The organism is Thermosporothrix sp. COM3 (assembly GCF_059696735.1).
On record NZ_AP019376.1, the window covers coordinates 3,272,759 to 3,296,538 of the forward strand.

Annotated in this window: 12 protein-coding genes; 1 reads left to right on the forward strand and 11 read right to left on the reverse strand. The window is 53.7% G+C overall.

Annotation, left to right across the window (positions count from 1 at the left end):
• Positions 1–97 precede the first annotated feature (97 nt).
• From KTH_RS13960 to KTH_RS13970, 3 genes are all read right to left on the reverse strand, one after another.
• Positions 98–1,228 (reverse strand): hypothetical protein, encoded by a 1,131-nt coding sequence (locus tag KTH_RS13960; RefSeq protein ID WP_497619464.1) that lies wholly within the window; start codon positions 1,226–1,228, stop codon positions 98–100.
• Positions 1,229–1,515: 287 nt separating this feature from the next.
• Positions 1,516–3,729: a flagellar export protein FliJ gene (locus KTH_RS13965; protein WP_497619466.1), complete on the reverse strand. Its 2,214-nt coding sequence runs from the start codon at positions 3,727–3,729 to the stop codon at positions 1,516–1,518.
• Positions 3,730–3,824: 95 nt separating this feature from the next.
• Positions 3,825–4,169 carry a hypothetical protein gene (locus tag KTH_RS13970; protein ID WP_497619468.1) on the reverse strand — a complete coding sequence of 115 codons (345 nt, stop codon included), beginning with the start codon at positions 4,167–4,169 and terminating at the stop codon, positions 3,825–3,827.
• Between the two features lie 83 nt (positions 4,170–4,252).
• Here KTH_RS13970 and KTH_RS13975 point away from each other — a divergent pair, with 83 nt between their 5' ends.
• Positions 4,253–4,501 carry a hypothetical protein gene (locus KTH_RS13975; protein WP_497619470.1) on the forward strand — a complete coding sequence of 83 codons (249 nt, stop codon included), beginning with the start codon at positions 4,253–4,255 and terminating at the stop codon, positions 4,499–4,501.
• A 126-nt stretch (positions 4,502–4,627) separates the two neighbouring features.
• On the opposite strand, the gene KTH_RS13980 is transcribed toward KTH_RS13975, so the two are convergent.
• From KTH_RS13980 to KTH_RS14015, 8 genes are all read right to left on the reverse strand, one after another.
• Complete coding sequence (locus tag KTH_RS13980; protein WP_497619472.1) at positions 4,628–5,761, reverse strand: hypothetical protein; 1,134 nt, start codon at positions 5,759–5,761, stop codon at positions 4,628–4,630.
• A gap of 361 nt (positions 5,762–6,122) precedes the next feature.
• Positions 6,123–7,517 carry a serine/threonine protein kinase gene (locus KTH_RS13985; RefSeq protein WP_497619474.1) on the reverse strand — a complete coding sequence of 465 codons (1,395 nt, stop codon included), beginning with the start codon at positions 7,515–7,517 and terminating at the stop codon, positions 6,123–6,125.
• 537 nt (positions 7,518–8,054) lie between these two features.
• Positions 8,055–11,417 (reverse strand): non-ribosomal peptide synthetase, encoded by a 3,363-nt coding sequence (locus tag KTH_RS13990; protein ID WP_497619476.1) that lies wholly within the window; start codon positions 11,415–11,417, stop codon positions 8,055–8,057.
• Between the two features lie 16 nt (positions 11,418–11,433).
• Positions 11,434–14,139 carry a type I polyketide synthase gene (locus KTH_RS13995; RefSeq protein ID WP_497619478.1) on the reverse strand — a complete coding sequence of 902 codons (2,706 nt, stop codon included), beginning with the start codon at positions 14,137–14,139 and terminating at the stop codon, positions 11,434–11,436.
• Positions 14,132–20,650, reverse strand: coding sequence for an amino acid adenylation domain-containing protein (locus tag KTH_RS14000; RefSeq protein ID WP_497619480.1), 6,519 nt, complete (start codon positions 20,648–20,650; stop codon positions 14,132–14,134). The genes KTH_RS13995 and KTH_RS14000 overlap by 8 nt, the downstream gene beginning before the upstream one ends.
• A 57-nt stretch (positions 20,651–20,707) precedes the next feature.
• The gene (locus KTH_RS14005; protein ID WP_497619482.1) at positions 20,708–20,974 is read right to left on the reverse strand and encodes an acyl carrier protein; all 267 of its coding nucleotides are present in this window, start codon (positions 20,972–20,974) and stop codon (positions 20,708–20,710) included.
• Positions 20,958–22,457: an amino acid adenylation domain-containing protein gene (locus tag KTH_RS14010; protein ID WP_497619484.1), complete on the reverse strand. Its 1,500-nt coding sequence runs from the start codon at positions 22,455–22,457 to the stop codon at positions 20,958–20,960. The genes KTH_RS14005 and KTH_RS14010 overlap by 17 nt, the downstream gene beginning before the upstream one ends.
• Entirely contained in the window at positions 22,454–23,587 is a 1,134-nt protein-coding gene (locus KTH_RS14015; RefSeq protein WP_497619486.1) for an acyl-CoA dehydrogenase family protein, read from the reverse strand. The genes KTH_RS14010 and KTH_RS14015 overlap by 4 nt, the downstream gene beginning before the upstream one ends.
• Positions 23,588–23,780 lie beyond the last annotated feature (193 nt).

Below are 23,780 nucleotides of genomic sequence, written 5' to 3' on the forward strand. Positions count from 1 at the left end.
TTTTCCGTTATGAGGACATCCAACTTAAGAGATGTCCTCACGCTTTAAAGAAGTGCTCTCCCATTCTCTGGAGAGGGTGAACAATGTTTGACCTTGCTTATGTCACCTGAATCGTAGCAATATCGAGATAGCGCTGAGCCTGCTGACCCAGATCTTTCCACTGTAGAATTGCCTGGCGTACTTCGGCATCAATCAACCGCCAGTTTTCCTCATCGAGATTCTCTTCCAGATGTGCTTGCAACACGGCGATATCCTGCTGTAAAGCGGTCCAGAGGCCACGTAGTTTCTGAATGGCGGGAACAGCAACGGCCACATCCACGCTAACAGATGACATTAAAAGCTCTGTTTTATGAGTCGCAAGGTTTGCAATAGCCTTTGCACGCTCGATGTTGGCCGCATTATAATAGGCCTGCATCAGCCGCATCATTTCCTGCATATACCGTTGCCCCTCACTGGCACGTTGCGTATCAGTGGGTGTAGCGAGCACGCCTAATGGCTCAACCCATTGATAGTGTGCTTGTTGTGATGCGTGTGTAACCTCTTGCTGATAGGTCGCATTAAAGGCGACTACCCGGGTTTGAAGCGTCTTTCCCTCTTCTACCAGGGAGTTCATCCCGCTGGAAGGTCGGATAAAGTTGCTATATTCCCGTTGTCGTGTCTCCAGAAGCTCTTGAGACTCCTCAAAGCTGCGGGTCAGCAGAGTGGTTTGCTGTTCCACCTCAGCGGCGTGAAGCGCAAAGGGTTGGATCTCATCATACATCATCTGAAGCAGCAGTTGTAGTTGCTCAAAAGGTGGTCTACGTTGTGCCGCATCGGGAGCGTTGATCGCCTGCTGTGCGAGCTGATCCATTTCCTCGTAGTGCTGCTCAATGCGTGTGCTGTAAACGACCACATCGCGTGCCAGGTGGAGATATTCTGGAAAGGTTTGGGTCAGGAACGTCTCGCTGTTTCTCGCGATACCACCAAAGACATAGGCGAAGGGGCCTCCATATGGAAGGAGAAACGGGCCATAGGTTGAATAGTTTTCGATGGGATTCATGACTTCTTCCGGGGTGAGCTCAAATGTCAAGGCGATAAGCTCGACGAACGAACGGGGAAGATATCGACCCGTTTCTAGAGCTGCCTGTAAGGCCAGCATCTCCTCTTTTTCGAGGGGAAAATGCTGCTCTGCTTTTTCTTCTTGGGCAAGAGCAGGAGCAAACCAGGGTCTCTGTGCACGTTGTATCATTCCTGTCACCTTTTCCTGATGATTTATGTAAACATGTGTCCTGGCAAAAAGAGCAACTTTGCCTGAGTTGAAAGCGGACCCAAACGCATCGCTTTGTGTAAAGGACATGGAGTGGAACATCCTCCTGTTTTCCGCCTTTTCCCTCATACACTCCTGATTCAAGATCAGGAATGGCGTTATCAATATCTGCTGCCAGACAAGGCAGGACAAGCAAGAATTCACAGGAATTCTTGCTGTATCCAGCGAGAAGATGTTTCTGTAGGCCTCTTCTCGCTGTGCCTATTGTTTTAGGTCTGTGCAGCAGTGGGATTAGTAATCACAGCCTCCACTTGCCAGAGGAGCTTAAGGGACTGCAAGGTAGAGAGATCCACGATGCCTTCTGTATCATCGAGGCGCAGCGTCCATTGGGTGAAAGATGTTGGACGGGCATAATGGCTCTTATACTCTTCCGCAACCTCACCATCAACGAAGATGGCATGCTCTACCCCAAGCACATCATCGACAATGGTCTTATTTGCGCCTGAATGCCATTCCTCATAAACGAACCTGCGGATCGAGGGACGTGCGACAAACTGATAGGCCTCATGCTGCCAGCGATCGGTATGAATACCGGAGCTCTCTAAACTCAAAGAGATACGCCTTCCTTTGGGGACTGGGACCCCCTGTAAGACACAGCGCCAGCGTTTGACTCGTACTCGGTCCAGACCCCGAAAGCTGAAATCGTGCAGCGGAACGTTGATCGTCACCTCTTTATGCTGCTTGAATGTCTCCACAACGCCATCATAGTTGCTATGCTCAGCCTCTATCTCCTCAATAAGTTGTCGGGGATCAGCTGCCTGAGGCGGTGGATTCAGTTCTTCTAGAATTCTGTTGAGCCTCACCACGACATCAGCAAGAGCTTGTTCCAGTTCCAGGGCACTCGCTGTGATGGGAGGGACCTCCAATCGGTCAATGATCGTCTCATATTGATAGGCCCAGATCAGATTCTGCAATGCCAGGAAAAGCCAGCATTTCTGATTGAGTTGCTGCTGGAAGAGCAATTGCAGCAGAGCAGTATGAAGCTCCTCGCGTTCTTCCAATTCATTGAGGTAATCTTCCAGTGGTTGTTGCTGACTCTGGCTGATTTGTGCCTGAACCAGCAGTTGCCAGAGCTCTTGAGCCGCCTTTACGACAGCCGCTTGACTGGCGAGAAACGCTTTGCCATAGATGCCCAGTTTCGTGGACTCCAATTTGTAGGCCATCGCCCCACCAATATTTTTATCGAGTGCTTGCTGAAGGTAGATATCGGTTGCGGCAAGAAAAACATCCCATTCGGCCTGGCCGGAAATGTGATCCAGATTCGGGAGCGAAAAGTCAGGGAATTCGATGATAGCATCTGGATCGGTTGAGGTCAGAGTCAGGAGGCTTTTCATCAGATTCTCGAGTTCCTGCACCAGCCCTTCCAGATGTTGCATGCTCTCAAGTACTCGTGCCATTTCTTTATAGATAGCATTGGTCTCCCCGACGAGTTCAAGCATGGCTTTGAGAGCATCAAGGCCGCTAGCAATCGCCTCGGCAGCGCTACCGCCGCCAGTAGCAGCAGCCGTTCCCACACTGATCGCAAAATCTCCAATAGCCAGGAACATCCGACGCATCGCGTTCCACTTTTGTTCGGCTTGCCACTCTTCCAGACCACGTTCGAACTCGATCTTAGCAAGTTTTGTCTGATATTGTTGATCTTCGCACTTCTGTTTGGCCTGCTCAGCTTGCTCCTGTGCCTGGCTTAAGAGATTCTGGGCCTGAGTGATGAGCTGGTGGTGCGCATCGATTGTTGCGTTATTCTGCTGGATCATCAGGCGAACGGCGGCCTGTCGGTCTGCAAGGTCCGAATTGATATCCTGGAAACGGGCATACTCCTGTTCATAGGATTTCACTGTGCCAAAGAGTGCCGTGGCCTCCTGCTGATAGGTTTCGAGTGAAAGCGGAGGCACAAAGACCGCCGTGCTGGGAAGCAAGAGTAGGCGTGCGAGGAGCGTTTCGGCCTGACGATAGAGATCCTTGCCATCGCTGATGTCTTTGGTGAGAAAGAGAATCCAGTCAAGCAGATCATGAGTTTCCTGTACATGCCCGGTAAAGAGTGCTGCGGCAAGCTGGAATTGGGTGGTGAGCAGATTCCGGGTAGGACGGAGCCAGCGGACCATCTCGTTATTGAGCCGGTTGATGGGGTCATGACCAATGGTTCCGGTTTCGGTGTAGACTTCCACGCCGACGCTCTGCACAGGGATGTGATCCAGGGTCCACGCGATCGTTGAGGGGTTAGCTTCATGCGAGAAATGGAGGGTTCCTTCAACCTTCTGGGCATAGAGGAAGAAGCCGGCGCTGCGCTCATCAAGCACAATGATGCTTTCCTCTTTGACTTCGAGCATGCGGGCAACAATAAGCACCGTACGGGTATTCACTGGAAGAGACGCTGATGCGGGCTGAATACGGACGATATCTGCATAGATCTCGACCCGTTTCATATCTGGATGAGTAGTAAAAGCACTGTTTTGTGATAGGTGGTCAGGGACATCAAGGCCCCCATAAAAGCGCCTATCATGATCAGCTCGAAGAGAAATTAGGTTGAGGCTTCTTGTAGACGTTGAGCTTCGCTGGCAAGCTGAGGGTTTTGATGGACTGCCAGATAGAGATCAAGCGGGTGATCGTAGTGATATCGTGCCTGTTGGGAGGTCTGAGCCCGCTCTTTTTCATAGGCACTGTTGAGTGCAAGGGCTTGTGCTTGTAGTTGCCTGACCCGCTCACTCTCCTCATCAGCGTTTCCTGCACGAGGGAACTGTGAGCGATGCGCCTGGAATGCAGATTCAAGTTGCTGTTTTAAGCGCTGGCAATTCTGGCGGAACGTCTCTATCTCCTGGGTGAGGTCGTTGACCCGTGTAAGAAAGGGTTGAACCTCAGTATACATAGTCTGGACAAGTTCCTTGAGCTGGCTCTGGACGGTGTTGCGTTGAGTGGCTTCTGTGGCTAGGCGCAGTTGCATGGCTAACTGTGATTGGGAAGTTGCGTGGAAGCTGGCATGCACTTGATGACGAACTGACAGAGATTGTTCGCCAGATCGATGAGCATTTTCAGGAATTGATCGCACGGCTCATTGCAGCAAATGTCGAGTATATGATTGAGAGCTGGGCTTCCGTAGCGCGAAGAGCAGATGAATACCGTCAGATTGCCTATATCGATTTAATTCCTGAGCAAGAAGTAGACATGACTCTGTACATTTTACGGCATATTGCATGGTGAATAGAGACTTCTCACTGCCTGAGAAGTCTCCCGGACTCGTGTGAGAGCGTTTTTGCAAGTTGCTGAAGAGCATGCTGAGAACGTCATCCGGAGGAGAGAGGCATACGGCGGCTCTCCTGGGGCTCTTTAAGCAATACTGGGTCCCGCGCTCCAGGAGAATTGCATTGCCTCTAATGGTACGAGCTCAATGTGCGCGACCTTACAGTACCGTTCGGCTTTTTCTTCAACCTGTTTCCAGGCTGCAATCAGGATCTCGATGTCCTTGCTGCATATATGATTACAAAGCGTCTCGGGCTCCTGTTCCAGCGTTGTATGCAGCTCAGAGATGAGGTCATTGAGAGTTTGCCAGTACGTACGCAACCGGTTCATAGTTGTGATTGCTTCAAGAATGTCTGTTCGGAACATCCGTAGGCACAACGCGGCCTGCTCCAGACAGTGAAGCAAGCGCTCGGCCTGGCGTTCCTGCTGCGAGGCTGATGCTATCTTTTGCTGATTGGTTTGTATGCTGTCACGCCATTGTAAAGCGTGTTCACCTGCGCACATGATGCTCAAAGGAACCGAGATTTTGAGCAATGGAAGCCAGACATACGCTTCGGCTTGCTGGAACGTCCTGGCATGGCTTCGCACATAGTTTCTGTGAGCCTGAACCAGCTCTCTCGTTAGCTTCTCAAGCTCCTCATAGACGTCTGCAAGGTGCCCTATCTCCGGGCGGTAGCGGAGAAGATACTTCCCATAGAGAGGCACAAAGACAAATTCGTCCTGCTCAATCACACTGAGGAAGCGGGTGTATTGCGTACAAAGTGTGCTGATTCGTTCTATATACTGAGGCACATTCTCGCTCAAGCTTCTGAGTAGCCTCTGAAGCCTCTGGAGCGGTTTGTGCTGTTTGTCCTCTGCTGAAGCGTATTGGTACGCTTCAATGATAGTGCCCAGTTCTGTATAAAACATGGTCGCTTTATGAGCATAGGTGATGACGTCCGTTGCGAGAGTGCTTCCGGTTGGAAAGAGAGAGGTGAGGAATTCAGCGCAATGCTGCTTGAAAGTGCTAAAGATGGTGAGCAGATCACTGAATGTTTCTGCATCGTGTTCCTGAATGCCCGTGCACCTCTCAAGCTCTTGTGGGGTAGTGGGAAGGCGCAGACCAGCATCGGCAGCGCACTGAAGCAGGTAGCATTCTGCTCGCTGGAGCACAAACGGGTCATCTTTGTGTTCCATGCCAGCAATAGTAGGCCCGAGATCGAAGAAGCTCCTGAGAGTCATGGTGATCTTTCCTTTCAGATGTTTTATAGCAGAACTGGTGACTTATTTGCATATTGGAACATACAAAGTACAGTGTACTGAACAGCTAAAATGAGTAATCTCTATTGATGGATGCGGAGAGTCATATTCACATGTTTTATATTTTTCTGATGTAATGAAGTAAAAATGACAAAAAGATATTTTTATGGTAGTATCGCCATTCTTCTAGAGTATGAAGCAAGAGAGTCTATTATCTTCAGGTATGGGTTCCAACGCAAAGGCTTCGCGATGTGATTGAGGCAACTCCCGGTTAGACACACCCTCGACTATATAGATGACCAAACGAATCACTATTGGAGTAGCATATGATGCAGCTAGAGGTTTATTTCTCCTTTTTTCTCAAAGATGTTAACCATTGAAGTTTTTCCCGGGTAAGTTGTTCTTTTGAGGTGTCGTAGTGCATATTCCTGATAGCATCGTCATAAGCGGTCAGGATCTCCTGTGGAGAATGGGCGATGCTCTTAATATAGTTGAGTTTTTCCCGGATAAGTCGTTCTTTCGAGGTGTCGTAGTGCATATTCCTGATAGCATCGTCATAAGCGGCCAGGATCTCCTGTGGAGAATGGGCGACGCTCTTAATATAGTTAAGTTTTTCCCGGATAAGTTGTTCTTTTGAGGTATCGTAGTGCATATTCCTGATAGCATCGTCATAAGCGGTCAGGATCTCCTGTGGAGAATGGGCGACGCTCTTAATATAGTTGAGTTTTTCCCGGATAAGTCGTTCTTTTGAGACGCCGTAATGCGCATTCCGGATGGCTTCGTCATAGGAGGCAAGAATTTCTTGATGAGCGTTATTTCCAGGTTGTTGCGCTGAGGGAGAAAATAGAACTGGTTGGGTTGGGAGAGGCGAGGGAGTGGCAGTCTGCGGGCCCTGAGGCGTGACGGGCCTGGTAGACGTTCCCTGATAGGATTGGCTGGCCTGTTCAAATGCGTGAGCAAATGCAAGAATGTCGGGAAAGCGTTGTTTCGGATCTTTCCTGAGCGCCCGTAATATGACCTCCTCGATTTCTGCTGGAACCGCCGAGTTGAGCGTCCTGAGTTCTGGTGGTTCCTGAGTTAGTTGCTTCATTGCAATTTCGATAGGGTTATTCCCTGTGAAGGGGCGTTGTCCACAAAGCCACTCATAGATGACAATTGCCAGAGAATACTGGTCGCTTGCAAGATGAGGATGACCTTGAATCTGCTCAGGAGCCATATAGTGAACGGTTCCGCTCTTATCTATGGTTTTCATGGAGGTAGTACTATGGGCAGTTGTCACAATACCAAAATCACCGAGCATAAGAGCACCGTTGTTATCAACAAGCATATTTTCGGGTTTCACATCTCGATGAATCAAATTCCTTTTGTGTGCATATATCAATGCTGAGGCCAGCTGCTGAAGATAGCGAACAATGATTACGAGTGGAAGCTGAGATCCTTCGGGGTGGCGATCGCGCAGGGTACCACCCGGAGCATAATCCATTACCAGGAAAGGAAGGGATTGCATAAAGCCAAAATCGAAGACGCGAAGTATATGAGGATGTTGCAAACTTGCAATGGTTTGAGCTTCCTTAGTAAACGCCTGTATATCCTGCGTTGACAATTTCCCATAGAGAATTTTGATAGCTACCTGCGTTTTGAGGTGAAGATGTCTGGCAAGGTAGACCTCTGCAAAGCCTCCCTGCCCGAGTAATTGAGTCAGCTGATAGTTCCCCAAAATAGTACCTATTCGGTCCATGATGAGCACTCCTTTGCATCTTCTCTACTACAGGCGAGTAGTTTTGGCTATTTGTTTCCAGCTACTATTTCACTTTCTAATTCTTGTTATCCAGGATAAGCTATAAGTTATGGAATTGCAAGTTGTTGAAGTAGATATCTGGATAAAGAGAATAGAAATTTATCTGAAGCAAACAAGAGCACGTCATCCGAGGACAGAAGAGGAGTGTCATATTGAGTTAGCAATTACAATGAATGTCTATCGCTAAGAATAGGATATAAGGATAGAAAAGGATACATACAGAAGAAAAAGTGTTTGTCTGTGTGATCCTTCTTTATTGCTTCTCTCTATTCTATTAATTGATGGCGTAGATGTTAGTGAGATTCAGAATCGGGTGTCCAGATAGGCGGAAGGCTCTCAGCTCAAGAGAAAAGCCCCTCCTACTCTTTCCCCGCCTCCAGAAAAAGACTCCTGAAGAAGAGAAAATGCAAGAGAGGCAAAGCGTTGTGAAGGAGAGTGCGTGAACTGTTGTTTTGGAGTGGCACTCACCCCCATCGGTTATATCATATGCTCAAGCTCCTCGTCTGAAAGTTGTGCGACCTCCTGATAGATAGAGGCTATCTCGTTCACTGTCTCTCGATCCTCATAGAGTAAGGCAAGCTCCTCTACAATTCCTGCAACGGTCGGTCGCTCAAAGAAGTGACGCAGAGGAAGATCAACCTCAAAAATCGATCGAATGCGTAATATTATCTGCGTAGCCAGGATGGAGTGACCACCGAGCGTAAAGAAGTTGTCGTGCAGGCCAACGCGCTCAAGCGCCAGCAAGTCAGCCCAGATTTGCGCGATCAGCTTTTCAGCCGGGCTCTCCGGGGCAACATATTCCTCCTCAGTATATGTAGATGTGGGAGCTGGTAACGCTCGCCTGTCAACCTTGCCGTTGGCATTGAGCGGGAGCTGTTCCAGCAGCACAAAGTGGGAAGGGAGCATATACGCAGGGAGGTTCTGCTGTAAGTGTTGCCTCAAGAGCTGGGGCGAGAGCATTGTGACATGTGGGACGATGTAGGCCACAATTTGCTTGTCATCTGCCTCATTGCGTACCACTACTACAGCTTCCTTCACATACTCATGCTGCAAGAGCAGCGTCTCTATCTCCCCCAACTCAATGCGGTAGCCGCGAACCTTTACCTGTGTATCATCGCGCCCGAGGCACTCTATTGAGCCATCATGCCAGTAACGCCCGATATCGCCAGTTTTGTAGAAGCGAGCACCCGGCTGTTTGCTGAAGGGGTCGGGAAGGTAGGTTTCCGCAGTGCGCTGAGGGTTATGAATATAGCCTCTCCCGACTCCCTGACCGCCGATGTAGATGTGTCCGGTGACACCCACTGGAACCGGCTCCAAATCATCATTGAGGATGTAAATTTGCATGTTGGCGATAGGCCGGCCTACCGCTACGTTCACGCTTCGCTCATCGGGAAGCTCGCTGATGATTTTGTGTGTGACGTCGTCGGAGCACTCTGTAGCACCGTAGGTGTTGATGATCGGCACAACAGGGAAGCGTTGTAGCCATTGGCGGCAAAGTAGGGGAGGTATCGCCTCTCCTGTTGAGATGAGCCAGCGCAGGGGGAGCGCTTCGCTGTCATTCCGCTGCTCTCCATCCTCAAGCAGCATACGGATTTGGGATGGAACGAGTTCCAGCGTGTTGATATTGAAGCGGCGCAGGGCCTGCGTGAGCATGAAGGGCGTATGCATTATTGTTGGGGTGAGGATGCAGACTGAACCACCAACAAGCAGCGGGGCAAGAAACTGCCATAGCGAGATGTCAAAGCTCAGCGAGGCGCTCTGGGCTACGCGATCTTGCTTCCCAAGTTGCAGGATATCGAGTTTGGCGTAGAGGTGGTTTATCATTCCGCTGTGCGAGAGCATCGCGCCTTTTGGGCGGCCTGTTGAGCCAGAGGTAAAGATGACATAGGCTAACTGATCCGGGTGAGGTGAGGCTGGCGCTTGCGGGCTGGATGGTTGTTGTTCGAAGAGTTCCTCAATGCAGAGTACTGGTATGCCCTGCTCGTTCAGTTGTCTGGTTTGAAGGAGCTCACGCGTTGAGAGAATAACGGAGGCGCTGGTATCTTCGAGCAAGAGGCGCACCCGCTCAGGAGGGTACTCCGGTTCCAGCGGTACATAGGCGGCCCCTGCTTGTAGGATTGCCAGCAAAGAGATGAGCATTGGTACCGAGCGTTCAAGATATATACCAATCACACTTTCTGGGCCGACACGATGCCGCTGTAGAAGTGCTGTCAACTGGTCTGCTCGCTGTTTCAGGTGTGCATAGGTGACCTGCTCCTCTTCGCAGATGACCGCAATGCTATCGGGAGTTTGCTCAACCTGATGGGCGAAGAGCATGGGAAAGTCGCACTGTTCCGGGTAGGGAATGCGTGGTGAGGTGGTATTCCACTCAAAAAGCATGCGATGTCGCTGCGCCTCATTGAGCAGGGGAAGCTGTCCTGTCTGGCGTTCCGGGGTGGCGAGAGCCGCTGTAAGAAAGGTTTGCCAGCTGTCGAGGAGACGCATGATTGTTTCTTTGTGGAAAAGGTCTGTGTTATATTCGACTATCCCGCGAATGTCCTGGCCGGTATCGAAGAGATCAACAATAAGATCAAAGCGCGAGATCTCGCTATCCACAACGAGACGCTCAAGGCGAAGATCGGTCAGGGATATCGTGTCAATGCGGGTATTCTGAAGGGTAAACATGATCTGGAACAGGGCGCTATGGCTGATATCGCGCCTGGGCTGAAGCTCCGCAACCAGCACATCGAAGGGGAGATGGCGGTGCGAGAGATCCTCTAAAAGCTGCTGGTTGACCTGGTGCAGAAGCTCGCGGAACGTCAGCCTCGGGTTGATCGTAGTACGCACAACCATCGTATTGACAAAGAAGCCAATGACCTCTTCCAGTTCGGCATGTTCGCGTTCCGCGACATCCGTGCCTACCGCGATATCATTCTGACCGGTGTACTGTGCCAGAAAGGCCTGGAAGCTCGCTAAAAGCGCGGCAAAGGGTGTGACCTTCTCTTGCGTGCAGAGCGCTTTGAGTGCTTCGGTAAGGGAAGTGGGAAGCTGCATTTCGAGGAGCGAGCCGCGATACTGCTGCGTTGCCGAACGTTGGGTATCGGTTGGCAGCCCCGACTGTGGCGAGATGTCGTTCAGGCGATTCTTCCAGTAGGTGAGTAGAGGAGCAAGCTTCTCTTCGGTAAATTCGGCTTGCTGCCAGCTTGCATAATCGGCATATTGTACTGGGAGTGGACCGAGTGCAGGCTTCTTCCCGGCGACAAGCGCGTTATAGCACTGTGCCATATCGGCAAGAAAGATGTCCATCGAGCCGCCATCCGAGATGATATGGTGCATGCTGATCTGCAAGATATGCTCGTGTTTGCTCAAGCGAAGCAGGTTTGTACGCAGCAACGGTCCTTTCTGGAGATCGAAGGGGGTGCGTGCCTCCTCACGAAGTAGGCGCTGTATCTCCGTCTGACTGTGGTCGGAGGAGAGGTGAAGTTCCTGGAAGGGACATTGCACGAAATCATGAACCTGCTGAAGCGGTTTCTCATCGGCAATGGTGAAGGTTGTGCGCAGGATTTCGTGGCGCAGGATGACGTGATTCAGGCTCTCCTTCAAGAAGGCGACATGCAGGGGGCCGACAAGGCGGAAGGCTACACTGATATTGTAGAAGGGATTGCCCGGTTCTAACTGATCGAGGAACCAGAGCCGCCGCTGTGAGAATGAGAGAGGAGCGGGGCCTTCCTCGGTACGAGGTGTAATATGTGGCGGCGTATCGTTTGTCTTCCTGCTTCCTTGCTTCCAGAGTTTGAGGAGTTCCCGTTGAGCCGGGGAGAGTTGCGCCTCTCTTGTCTGGCGGTTGTGCATTTGAGACATAGAATTACCTCCTTCGTTAAGAACGAGACATGTTCTGGATAAGCTGTTGCGCTTCTGCTTCTGATAAACTTTCCACTTTTTGGAGGAGCTGGTTTTCAATGTATTCTGAGAGTTCAGCGATGGTGCTCATTGTAAAAATGGTAGAAAGCGGGAAATCAAAGGGAAAAGCATCACGAATGCGAGCAGCCAACCGCATCGCCAGCAGCGAGTGACCGCCCAGTTCCTGGAAGCTGTCATGAATGCCAATCGTCTCCAACTTGAAAAGCGCCTGCCAGATCGTGGTAAGCGTTTGCTCGATCTCGTTGCGTGGCGCGACATAAGCCGTTGAGAGTGGCGGGCGAGGCTGCTGTACCTGAGTACCGCTTTGGGTTTCCGTAAGATTGCTTGAACGCGGCGGATAGATCCAGTATCGCTCGCGCTCAAAGGGGTAGGTTGGGAGGGAGACGCGCCTGCGCTGCTCCTGAAGGTAGAGCGTGTTCCAGCGAACGGGACAGCCTGCCAGCCAGAGTCGGCCCATTGCCTCCAGATCATTGGCAAGATGGAGCGAGAGGGCCGGCCGGATTTGCAGTGGCTCCTGTGGCGCAATCCCGACAAATAATGTATCGGCCTTCTGGTGCAGCGTGCGAATGCTTTGCGCGAAGGACTGCCCCGGTTGATGAAGCCAGGTGACTGCGTTTCCAGTGCCCGTCACCCATGTCCCGGTCAGCGAAGAGACATAGGGAATAGTCGGCGGGCGAGCCGGGATAGCCCGGGCCGCCTGGAGCAGTGCTTCCGACCGATCATAGAGGACAAGCAAGGTAAGCGCCTCTTCCAGGGTCAGGGTAGCCGAGAGGCAGGCCGCGACATATTCCCCATGTTGCTCGCCAGCCATTGCCACTGGTTGCAGACCACGTGAGAGCCAGAGCCGTGCCAGTGCATAGGTCTGAACGAAGCTGACAAGTCGCGCATGGTATTGCGTGTTTGGTGGCAAGAAGGTGCGCAGATCCAGCTCAAAGCGCGACCGCAAGAATGCAAGACAGGTATCGACGCACTCCTGATAGACAGGTTCACTCTTATATAAAGGAATGTCGAACGAAGTGGCCGGCGAGCTTTCCGGAAAGAGAAACGCAACCTGTGGAGCTTCCTGTACCTGGCCGGCTAGATCTGGTGTGGGCCTTTCCAGCGCCGCAATTGCCTCCTCATGGGTGTGACAGCGCACAATGCGACGATGTGCAAAGTGTCGCCGCCCGACTTGAAGCGTGTAGGCGATGTCGGCCAGATCGTGTTGAGCTGGCTCTTTCAGACAGGTCAAAAGCTGCCGGGTTGCCGTCTCAAGGCTGCTCGGAGTTCGTGCCGAGAGAGGCAGAAGGTAGAGCGAGCGCCTGGATGGTTCGGGATGCCAGGACGGTGCTTCCTCAAGGATCATGTGGGCATTACTGCCCCCGATGCCGACCGAGTGAATACCTGTGCGGCGCGGATACTCCTTCTCTTCCCAGGGCTGAGGCGCGGTCGGGATGAAGAAGGGACTCTCGGGCAGGTTGAGCTGTGGATTGGGCGACGAGAACTGAGCGAGCGGCGGCACCACTTTCTGTTCAAGGGCTAACGCCGCCTTCAAAACAGCAGCGATGCCGGAGGCTGCCCCCAGATGCCCGAAGTTGGCTTTAAGCGAGCCAAGCGCGCAGAACTGTTTTTTCTTCGTCTTCCGACGAAATGCCTGCGTAAGCGCACTGACCTCTATCGCATCACCGAGTGGGGTTCCGGTTCCGTGAGCCTCAAGGTAGCGGATAGATTCCGGTTCCACTTCGGCAACAGCGAGGGCCTCAGCCACAACGCGCATCTGACCCCGGATGCTTGGAGCGGCAAACCCCGTTCGAAGTGCGCCATCATTGTTTATTGCTGAGCTCTTGATAAGAGCATGAATATTGTCACCTTCCTCAATTGCCTCCGCGAGGGGCTTGAGAAGCACGACGCCAACGCCTCCCAGAGCAAGTACTGTCCCCTGCGCCTGGCTATCAAACGGGCGGCAGTGACCATCAGGGGAGGAGAGCCCCCCTTCAGTATAGTGGTAGCCAACGTTCTGGGTTGCGTAGGCCACCACACCGCCGACCAGTGCCATATCACACTCACCCGCTCGCAGACTCTGGCAGGCCACATGTAGCGCGGTCAGCGAGGATGAGCAGGCACTTTGAATGCTGAAGCTCGGCCCCTTACAATTCAGCTTGTGGGCAACCTGCGCCGGTAAATAATCGGTTTGGTTGCCTAACAGCGTGAGGAAATCGCGGTCGGCCGGAAGGATGCTGGTATGCAACATATGATGGTACGTGCTCGGTTCGGCACTGGTAAAGACCCCAATCAGTCCGCTGTACTGCTCGGGGTCATAGCCTGCATCCTCCATCGTCTCCCAGGCACATTCCAGGAAGAGCCTGTGCTGTGGGTCCAGTAGTTCTGCCTCAGAGGCAGAGTAGCCGAAGAAGGCAGCGTCAAAGCGATCGATATGTTCAAGGGAGAAGCTTCTTCTGACATACAGCGGGTCTTGCAGCCAGCGCGTCAGAAGCTCTTCAGGGACATAGCCCAGGGATTGGTGCAAGGCAGCCCGGAGCGACTCCTCAGAGAGTTCAGTACTACCTACCGCTCCATCCTGGATGCTGTGCCAGAAGGCCTTGAGATTCGGCGCCTGCGGGAAGCGGCCACTCATACCAATAATGGCGATATCGGTTTCAGTGCTGTTCAATTCCTCATACATACTCTTTCTTATCCTCTTCCAGGCGGTGCCGTCTACGCGCGTTGCGTTGTTGCCGCATCGCGTTCTTGTGAGTCTCCTGAATGTGCTGGCCTGGTTCGTCCTGCTGTGGCTGTACATTGGTGAGCGCGTTTGCCAGCGTCTGAATTGTCGGATGCTGAAAGAACATTTCCACAATAGACATCTCTGTGTGGAAGAGCTGGCGCAGGCGTGTATAGGCGCGAACCATCAAGAGCGAGTTCCCACCCAGATCGAAAAAGCTGTCATGGATGCCGATGGTTGCCGCGGGAAGGAGCTCCTGCCAGACGGAGGCTATCTGCTTCTCGACCCCGGTCGTGGGGAGCGAGTGAGATCCGTTCGGGCTTGGACGCTGGAAATCCGGGGTGGGCAGGTTCTTCCGATCGACTTTGCCATTTGCCGTAAGCGGAAGCGTGTCAAGCAGGATGATGCTTGCAGGGAGCATATATTGTGGTAGCTTCTGCTTCAGGAATGTGTGCAACCTCTCGCGCAGGTCGGGAACACTGGCCCGGGCACCGTTGGTTGAAGGTTGGAGTGACCAGCCGGTTGCAGAGGCGGGGTCGATGGAGCCACCAAGCAAGGTATGTAACAGTACCTGTTGATCTTCCAGAGCGAAGGCCCCCTGAAGCGCGGTGAAATCAAGATCACCGATCGGACAGAGGCCAAGGTTATAGCGAGGGGCTTCTGTCATCAGGAGCTGGCTCATATAGCCTGCTTCGAGCAGGCAGAAATCATGGGCACGTGCTCCATAGTGCTCTTGAATACCCTGCATCCGTCCAATCAAGAAGAGAGAGAAGGCCGCCGAATCAAAGATTGGTTGATTGACCAGGCCGTGTACCTTGCGAGCGTGGATATCCTGCTTCGAGAGCTGATACAACTGATGCTTCTGCGGGTTGTAATAATACACACCTGCTTCGAGCCCCTCGATACAGCCGGGTTTGACAGTAATATAGAGCTGAACGGGATAGATGCCGCCCGCTGAGGGATAGCGGTATTTGGGCAGCCCTTCAAGCTCAACCTGGCTCAGAGTAGCAAGAAAGTCGCTGAACTGTGAAAGCGGGATGGGCCGCGACAGGAAGGAGCGATAGCTTACCCGCTGACGGTAGGTATCGAGCTCTCGATTGGCTGTGAGCTGAATCACCGGAAAATGCTTGTCCTGGCGGATGTTCGACTGACCAAAAGCGACTTCAAGGCGCTGGAATGGCAGTCTTGCGTTATCGCTATGGAACTCAGGTGTGAAGGCTTGAGCCGCCTCTTCTTTCTGCTGTGGGACAACGTAGAGCACAAGGCGCTTCTCGCCTTTTGGATCGGTAGCAGCAGTCGCAATAGCTGCCTGCACCTCGGGATGCTGTATGCAGGTCTCCTCAATCTCCCCTAGTTCAATGCGGTGGCCCTGAATCTTGACCTGAAAGTCTGCCCGACCAAGGAACTCAATGTTGCCATCCGGCAGATAGCGGCCCAGATCGCCCGTCTTGTACAGCCGCTCGCCCGTGCGAGGATGCGTAAAGAAGCGCTCCTGTGTCTTCTCCTCGTCGCGCCAGTAGCCCTTCGCCAGCCCGATTCCCGCAATGTAGAGTTCGCCAGGAACCCAGGTGGGGGCAGGCTCAAGATCGTGGTTGAGCACGTGGAAGCGCTGATTGAGCATCGGGCGACCATAAGGAATGCTCTTCCAGTCTGGCTCTATACCGTTAATCGGGTAGAGAATTGACCAGATAGAGGCCTCTGTAGCCCCGCCCAGGCTGATGATCTCCAGATCGGGGTGCTGCCTGTGGAGCTGCTCCGGGAGAACCAGCGGTATCCAGTCGCCGCTTAAGAGAGCGAGGCGAAGCGCGGTACGCCGAAGTTCTGTAGTGCCTTCGGTAAACTCGGCCAGCATGTGCAGCAGGGTGGGAACAGAGTTCCAGAGCGTCACCTGCTCGTTCTGAAGCATCTCCAGCCAGATCGCAGGGTTACGCTCCGAGCCGTCGGGCGGAATGACAATTGCTCCTCCAGCGGCCAGCAAGCCGAAGATATCGTAGACCGAAAGATCGAAGTTCAGTGCGGAAAGGGCAAAGACGCGATCAGTGTTCCTGACCTTAAAACGGCTATTGATGTCGAGAATCGTATTGACCGCTCCGCGGTGATCGATCATTACTCCCTTAGGCAGGCCTGTAGAGCCAGATGTATAGATGACATAGGCCAGGTTCTCGGGTGACTGGATGGAGTCCAACGGCTGAACCGCGGGTAGATCAAGATCCAGCGTATCAACCTGGATGCGCTGAACATGCGGTGGCCAGTCTCCTCTTTCGTCGACCCGGGATTGAGTAAGGGCCAGCGTAACCTTTCCATGATTCAGGAGATAGTGCAGACGCTCGGTTGGCAGGTGGGGATCAACAGGCAGGTAGGCCGCTCCTGCCTGTAAGATAGCCAGCACCGCAACAACCTGCTCCCAGCCTTTTTCCATCACCACTGCAACCAGGTGATCGGGAGAGGCTCCAAGCGTCCGAAGCTGCGTGGCGAGCTGCATCATTCCTGTATAGACCTGTCGGTAGGTCAGCTTTCGTTCAGGCGTAATCACCGCGAGGGCGTCTGGTTGCTTGAGGGCCTGTTCGATAAAAAGTGTATGAAGAAGCCCATCGGAAACAGGGGCGTCGGTTGCGTTGGCGCGTTGCCGCTCGGTCAGTTGCTCAGGCGAGACGAGCTGGCGCGGTACCTCTTGCCATGCCCCGTCATCCTCCGCAGCAAGGTGGTTCAAAAGCTGGCAGTACGCCTCAAACATGGCATCAATGAGGCCGGGCGGGAAGAGCTCATCAACCGATTCCCAGTGGAAGATCAGCTCGCCAGCTGTCTCATGTACCTGATGATCGAGCCAGACCTGAGGGGTTTGTGTGACACAATACAGTGTCTCCTGCCAGAGCGGAGGATAGGGACTGGCCGTATCCTGGATCAGAAAGCTGGTAAAGACAATCGGCATAACAGCCCCTGTCACATCTCCTTTGCGGCGTGCCAGTTCACGCAGTACATGTATGCCACTATAGTAGCGGTGGTCGAGATCTTCCCAGAGCTGTTTCTGAATCTCCCGTGCCTTTTGCTCGAAGCTTTGCATCTGAGAGAGATCCATACCGACGATGATGAGTGAGGTGAAATCACCGACAATCTCATGAATCTGTGGATGGAGGGGCAGGCGGTTGAAAATGCTCAGGTTGATGCTGAAGCGAGGCGATTTACTCCAGGCCGCGATGATAGCAGCAAAGGCTGTGAGCAGGACGCTTGAGTTTGTCATACCGGCCTGTGCGGCGCGGGCCTTGATGCGCTGCCACTGCTCCCGAGTTAGCCTTGCGCTGCGATGGACAAAGCGTGGATGGGCCAGCGTCTGATTGGAATGTACAAGGGGTAGTTCAGGAGCCTGGGGTAACTGCGGGATACGCTCATTCCAGTAGGCCTGAGAGCGCCGATATAGCTCGGATTGTCGGAATTCCTGTTCGGCGAAAATGTAATCGCGGAAGGTCAGCTCCAGCTCCGGCAGGGGCTTATCCGGGTAATGATAGAAGTGCAGGAACTCATGCAATAGGAGGTTCATACTCCAGGCATCGAAGAAAATGGACTCCACGCTGAGGTGCAGGCGGAAGTGGGTATTATCCAGCCGGATAACAAACAACTCAAAAGCAGGGCAGCGGTCCAGCGGCAGGATCTGATGATCCATCTGCTGGCGGAAATGAAGCAACATCTCCTCCTGCTCTGCCTGCGCGAGCTGGCTCAGGTCGATAATCCGGCTCAACATGGGTGGGGCTTCAGGGAGAACCTGCTGTTGACCATCGGGCAGCAGGATGGCGCGTAGCATGTCGTGTCGCTTCAGAAGGGCCTGAAGAGCGGCATCGAACCGGGCGAAATCGATCGCTGGAGCGGTTACTTCAACATAGGCGTGGTTGCCGACGTTGCTGATTTCAAAGGCTTCACTCCGACCGATCCAATACCCCTGCTGTACCTCCGTAAGCGGGAAGGGAGCATAGCGATTTGCAGGATCGGCTGTGACCAGAAGGGGCTGCTGCTCTTCTGGCTGCTCGCGAGAAAGGGCAATGGTGGCGGCGCAGAGGGCCGGCGTTGGTGCCTGTAAGAGCTGGCTCAACGTGAGCTGTATGTTAAAGCGCTGCTGGATGCGGGCCAGCAGTTGGGCGGCAAGCAGCGAGTGACCGCCAAGAGTGAAGAAGTTTGCGTCGCGGTCCAGCTCAGGATATCCTAAAGCCTCGGTCCAGAGCGCAATAAGTGCCTCTTCGAGAGAGGCCTCTGACGATGGCTCTGTTTGGGATGGCGTATCGCCTGACTGTTGCGGCGGGTAATTGATTGTCTCAAGATCCAGCCACTCGGGCCAGAGCCGTTCACGCTGCCAGGAATAGGGTGGTAGGCTGACCAGCGAGCAGGCGTCAGGATAAAGGGGCTGCCAGTTGATGCGATAACCGTACGTATAGAGCTGTGCCAGCGCCTCCAGAGTCTGCTGTGCCGAGAGCAGGGTAGAGGGGGCCCCGTCCTGGGTCAGGGGAGAAGACGAGAATGTCAGAACCAGATGATTGTGCTCCTCGGGCTGCGTCAGTGATTCCAGCGGCGAGAGAGGCAGGCGAGAAGCTCGCTTGCTGGAAGGAAGAGCGTTCTGCGCGAGGCAGATTTGTAGAGCCTCCTGTACCGTTAGCGCTTCTGCTACGCAGGCCGCTGCGAGCTGCCCTGAACCAGACCAGGCGACCACGTCGGGAGCGATGTTCAGGGAGCGCCAGAGAGCAACCAGGGCGAGTTGTTGAAAAAGCTGCTCAATGCGGCGTCCGCGCTCTGGCTCACGTTTCCGGTAGGTTGAAAGTGATGTACCGGTAAGACGCTGAAAGATGTGATTGTACTCGGCTAACGCCTGTTGATAGGCCGGACGAGTACGCTCCTCTGGCTCGATAACCCCGGTATCGGTAAAAAGGAAGGTCAGGTGATTCGAGCGGGAGGAGCGTTTCGGGGGCTGTTGAAGTTCCAGGCGGGCCGCGGCCTCTTGCGGTGAAGAGGCAATGAGAGCGGTTCGGTATGGGTGATGCTCACGGCGTACACTGGCCGTATAGCAGATATCCTGCCAGGAGTGGGCTGGCTGTTCCGGGAGGAAGTGGCGGTAGGACTCGATCTGGGCGGAAAGTGCCTCAGGTGTATGTCCAGAGAGAAGAAAGAGCTGAGGGCCCTCTTGTTTGCTCTCTCCGGGCGTGCGCGCGGCATGGGCGGTGAGCACGGCATGCACGTTTGTGCCGTTGAGCGCTGTCGTTGTTACTCCAGCGGTCGGAGTGCCCTCCTTTTGGGGCCAGGGCTGCAACTGGTTGGCGGGGGCAAGGTTGTGCAGCGCGAGCCCGGGATTGAGTTCCTTGATGTTGAGTGTAGGTGGTATCTCACGATGATAGAGAGAAAGGGCTACTTTTATCAGGCTTGCCATGCCCGATGCAGCTTCCAGATGGCCGATGTTTGTTTTTACCGAACCGATCAGACAGGCGTGTTTTCTGGTAGTACAAGCAAAGAATTGCTCAAGCGCATCGGTCTCGATCTGATCGCCACGCTTAAAGCCAGTTCCATGAAGTTCTATGTAGTCTATCTCGGCTGGCTCTATCCCTGCATCTGCATAGGCAGCAGAGAGTAGGGCTTCCTGGGCCTGCTGATCTGGCGCTGTCATCCACTCGTTGCGCCCGTTGTGGTTGATGGCAACACCGTGCAGGAGGGCATACACTCTGTCGGTGGGCCCCACCTTCGAGAGTGGCTTGAGCACAACAAGGCCCGCTCCTTCACCAGGCGAGAAGCCGTCTGCGTCGCTGGCAAGGGCTTTGGTCTGGCTATCGGTGGCAAGGAGACCGGTGCGTGAAACCATAATCGCGCTCTCTGGGGCGAGCATCAAACTAACGCCCCCAACCAGCGCGAGGCTGGCGTGACCAGCCCACAGGCTCTGACAGCCGAGTGAGAGTGCCGTAAGCGAGGAAGCACAACTGGTATCAAGCGTCATACTCGGGCCTTTCAGGCCAAAAAAGTGTGAAAGGCGGGCAGCGGCGAAACCGTTGATGCTTCCAGTTGCCGTATAGTCATTGATCTGCGACCAGCGGCGCATCAGCAGGGCCTGGAAGTCGTCGCGGCTGATGCCGAGATAGACGCTGGTATCGCTGTTTGCGACCTGTGAGAAGGGAATTCCGGCATCTTCGAGGGCCTCCCATGCAAGTTCAAGCAAGAGGCGATGCTGAGGGTCTATATGTTTGGCTTCGCGGGGAGAGAGACGGAAGGCCCGCCAGTCAAAACGGTCTATCTGTTCAAGGAAGCCGGCGCGGAAATTCGTCAGGGACCCCGGTTTTGTCTGCTCGAATTGCGCAAGCGCCTGGGTTGACCAGCGCTGTTCGGGCACGTCTCGAATCGCGTTTCCCCCTGAGCGCAGAAGTTTCCAGTATTCCTGAAGGCTGTCCGCCCCGGGAAAACGGCAGCCTATACCAACTATAGCAATGGGCTCATGACGTGCTGCATGCATGATTACCTCCTCATCTATCTCCAGATACGTGTAGTTCGGGAAGTGAGCAAGCGGGCACTATACCCGTTGCTCGCTTGCTGTTTTCAGAACCAGATCTGCAATAGAGGCCAGATTGGCAAAATGCGCTGCAACCATTTTATCGGGCGGGATATCTACCTGAAATTGTTCACGCAGGAAGGCAAGCAAGCGAACCATCTCCATCGAATTGATGATTCCCCACTCCAGCAGTGGCGTATCCTCATCAACGCCATGTGAGCGGCCGTCCAATACTTGCTGTTCAACATAGATTTGCAGGCGTTTGATAATCTCATCTCTGTGTAACATGGTCTTCACTCCTTTGTGTCAGCATGGTCTTGAGAGCAAGGCGATCAATTTTGCCATTACGGGTAAATGGTAATGACGGGAGGGGATGAACCTCATCAATAATCATGTAGCGCGGGAGCCGCTGCGCACAGTGCTTTTTCAGCTCCAGCAGGGATGGCGGTTCGGACTCATTGCAGCTGATAAAGGCAGCCAGCCGGGCCGAGATGCCCTCCCCATAGGTGAGGACGGCAGTTGCAGAAATAGCAGGGTGGGCCAGAAGAGCGGCTTCAATATCGCCGATCTCGATGCGGTAGCCGCGTACCTTAACCATATGGTCGCGCCGCCCGAGGTAACGGTAATTCCCATCAGGTTCAAGGGTGACAAGGTCGCCGGTCGGGTAGGGACGTTTGCCATGTGGCTCTTTCCCCCAGTACCCAAGCATGACCGTAGGGCCGGAGACCATCAGCTCGCCTGTTTCGCCCGGTTGAATCGGAGTGCCATCCTCCTTTTGGCCCCAGACCTGATCGCCAGAGCAGGCGCGGCCAATGGGAACCGGGGCTGTTTCATCATCTGCGATATGTGTCACCTCATAGAAGGTGCAAACATTTGTTTCAGTCGGGCCATAGAGGTTCAGAAAGCGAACTCCGGGCCAGTGCTGATAGAGGCGTCGAAGATGCTTAATCGGAAATGGTTCGCCTGCAAAGAGCAGGACGCGCAATGCAGGCAGCTCGTGTTCCAGCAGGTTTCCCTGTTCCAGCATCAGTGTGAGGACAGAAGGAACAGAGTACCAGATCGTAGGTTTTGCTGTCTGCAAAAATTCGATCAGTTGAACTGGCATATAGGAAATGCCCTCGGGGATTAGCAGGACCGCTGCTCCGACCGCAAAAGCGCCGTAGATATCCAGCACTGAAAGATCGAAGTGGAAGGGCGCGTGATTGCTGAAGCGGTCGGCAGATGTCGCCCGGAGCTCCTCGATGGCCCAGTTGACAAAGGAAAGCGCGTTCCGGTGGCTGATACAGACCCCTTTCGGTGTTCCTGTCGAGCCAGAGGTATAGAGGATGTACGCAAGGTCATCATCGGCTGCGGGAATGGCGATCAGCGCTCGTTCCGCTGCCATCGCTTCTTCGGGAAAAAGATAGCGTAGCTCTGCCAGCTCTTTGCGGGAAGAGAGGAGTTCGGCCCGCTGAGGCGAAGTACAGAGCATGCGAATACCGCAATCACGAATAATAGCCTCAATTCGCGCTGGAGGGCTGAGCGGATCAAGCGGGACATAGACGGCGTGCAGACGAAGTGCTCCCTGCATCATGGCGAGCGTGAGCGCTGATTTTTCCAGCCAGATGCCGACACGGTCCCCTGGATGCACGCCACGCGCAGCCAGCGCGCTTGCTAATTGTCCGGCGAGCGTGTCCATTTCACGGTAGGAGTAGCTTTTCTGCGCGTCCTGGACGGCGATATTGTCGGGCCACTTGCGGGCAGATTCGAGCAGGAGATGGTGCAAATTCATAGGCCTAACTCACGTGCAATAATATCTCGTTGAATTTCCGATGTGCCGGAAAAGAGCGTAGAAGGGATAGCATCGCGTAGCATGCGCTCAAGACCGGCCTCACAATTAAAGCCTTTTGACCCGTGAAGGTGCAGTGTGTCAAGAGACGCTTGAATTGCCGCCTCACTGACTGCCAGCTTGGAGAGAGAGATAGCGAGCGTTGCATCTTCTCCCAGCGCCTGCTGCCAGCAGGCGCGATAGAGCAGGAGCCTCGCCGCTTCAAGCCGAAGCTTCATGTCAGCGAGTCGATGGGTGACCGCTTGTTTCTTGCTCAGGGCCTGGCCGAACTGGTGGCGTGAGCGAACAAACTCAAGCGTCTGCTCTAGCTGGCGATCCATCTGACCGAGGTAAGCAGCAAAGAGACAGGCGCGTTCCCAGAGCATGGAGTGGCGAAAAACCTGCGCTCCCTGGCCTTCTGCTCCGATTCGGTTTGTATCAGGAATGCGACAATTATGGAGTGTCACCTGACCGGCGGGGGTCGTTGTCAGGCCCATTTTCGCAAAGGGTTCGCTGACTTCCAGGCCGGGTGTGCCGCGCTCTACGACGAATGCTGTGATGCCGAGGTAGCCATGAGCCGGTTCTGTGGAGGCATAGATAACAAAGATATCGGCAACGGGAGCATTGCTGACGTAGCTCTTGACTCCTTGAAGTACATAGGAAGCGCCGTCGCGAATGGCCCTGCTCTTCATCGCGAAGACATCTGAGCCGGCTTCGGGCTCGCTAATTGCGTTGGCCCCAATCAGTTCGCCTGAACAGAGGCCAGGGAGCCAGCGCTTCTTCTGTTCTTCATTGCCGTGTTCAGCAAGCGGCATACAACAGGCAAACAGGTGAGCAGCGGCCGAGAAGACCAGGCCCATATCAGGGCAGGCCCGACCAAATGCCTCGATAGCCAGGGCCGTGGTCAGGCAATCATAGCCTCTTCCTCCGTAATGTTGAGGAACGCTCAGCCCGAGTAAGCCAAATGCTCCGCAGAGCTCCCATTGTGTGCGGGTCCAGAAGCGATCTGCTTGTTCAAGCGAGATGTTTTCCCTGACCCGGTGCAGGATATCTTTATAGAGGCGCCCTTGTTCGGGTGTCCAGGAAAAATCCATGTGTATTGCTCCAATCAACCTGAAACGCTGCTATGTGCCCGTTTCTTTTTCTGAACTCAGGAAAATGTCATCATGTCATGCTGCTGTATAGTTTGTGTTTCTTCTCTATTGGGTGCAATATTTCTCGATAGCCTGCTCTGGCTAATCACTGGCTAAGGGAAGTATAAATGCAGGGAACATAAAAATACAATAC

What these genes read in the sequence shown, in the direction of transcription:
- KTH_RS14005 (WP_497619482.1), bottom strand. Translation starts at nt 20,974, where the DNA reads ATGTTACACAGAGATGAGATTATCAAACGCCTGCAAATCTATGTTGAA.
- KTH_RS13985 (WP_497619474.1), bottom strand. Translation starts at nt 7,517, where the DNA reads ATGGACCGAATAGGTACTATTTTGGGGAACTATCAGCTGACTCAATTA.
- KTH_RS13990 (WP_497619476.1), bottom strand. Translation starts at nt 11,417, where the DNA reads ATGTCTCAAATGCACAACCGCCAGACAAGAGAGGCGCAACTCTCCCCG.
- KTH_RS13980 (WP_497619472.1), bottom strand. Translation starts at nt 5,761, where the DNA reads ATGACTCTCAGGAGCTTCTTCGATCTCGGGCCTACTATTGCTGGCATG.
- KTH_RS13970 (WP_497619468.1), bottom strand. Translation starts at nt 4,169, where the DNA reads ATGTATACTGAGGTTCAACCCTTTCTTACACGGGTCAACGACCTCACC.
- KTH_RS13995 (WP_497619478.1), bottom strand. Translation starts at nt 14,139, where the DNA reads ATGTATGAGGAATTGAACAGCACTGAAACCGATATCGCCATTATTGGT.
- KTH_RS14010 (WP_497619484.1), bottom strand. Translation starts at nt 22,457, where the DNA reads ATGAATTTGCACCATCTCCTGCTCGAATCTGCCCGCAAGTGGCCCGAC.
- KTH_RS14015 (WP_497619486.1), bottom strand. Translation starts at nt 23,587, where the DNA reads ATGGATTTTTCCTGGACACCCGAACAAGGGCGCCTCTATAAAGATATC.
- KTH_RS13960 (WP_497619464.1), bottom strand. Translation starts at nt 1,228, where the DNA reads ATGATACAACGTGCACAGAGACCCTGGTTTGCTCCTGCTCTTGCCCAA.
- KTH_RS13965 (WP_497619466.1), bottom strand. Translation starts at nt 3,729, where the DNA reads ATGAAACGGGTCGAGATCTATGCAGATATCGTCCGTATTCAGCCCGCA.
- KTH_RS14000 (WP_497619480.1), bottom strand. Translation starts at nt 20,650, where the DNA reads ATGCATGCAGCACGTCATGAGCCCATTGCTATAGTTGGTATAGGCTGC.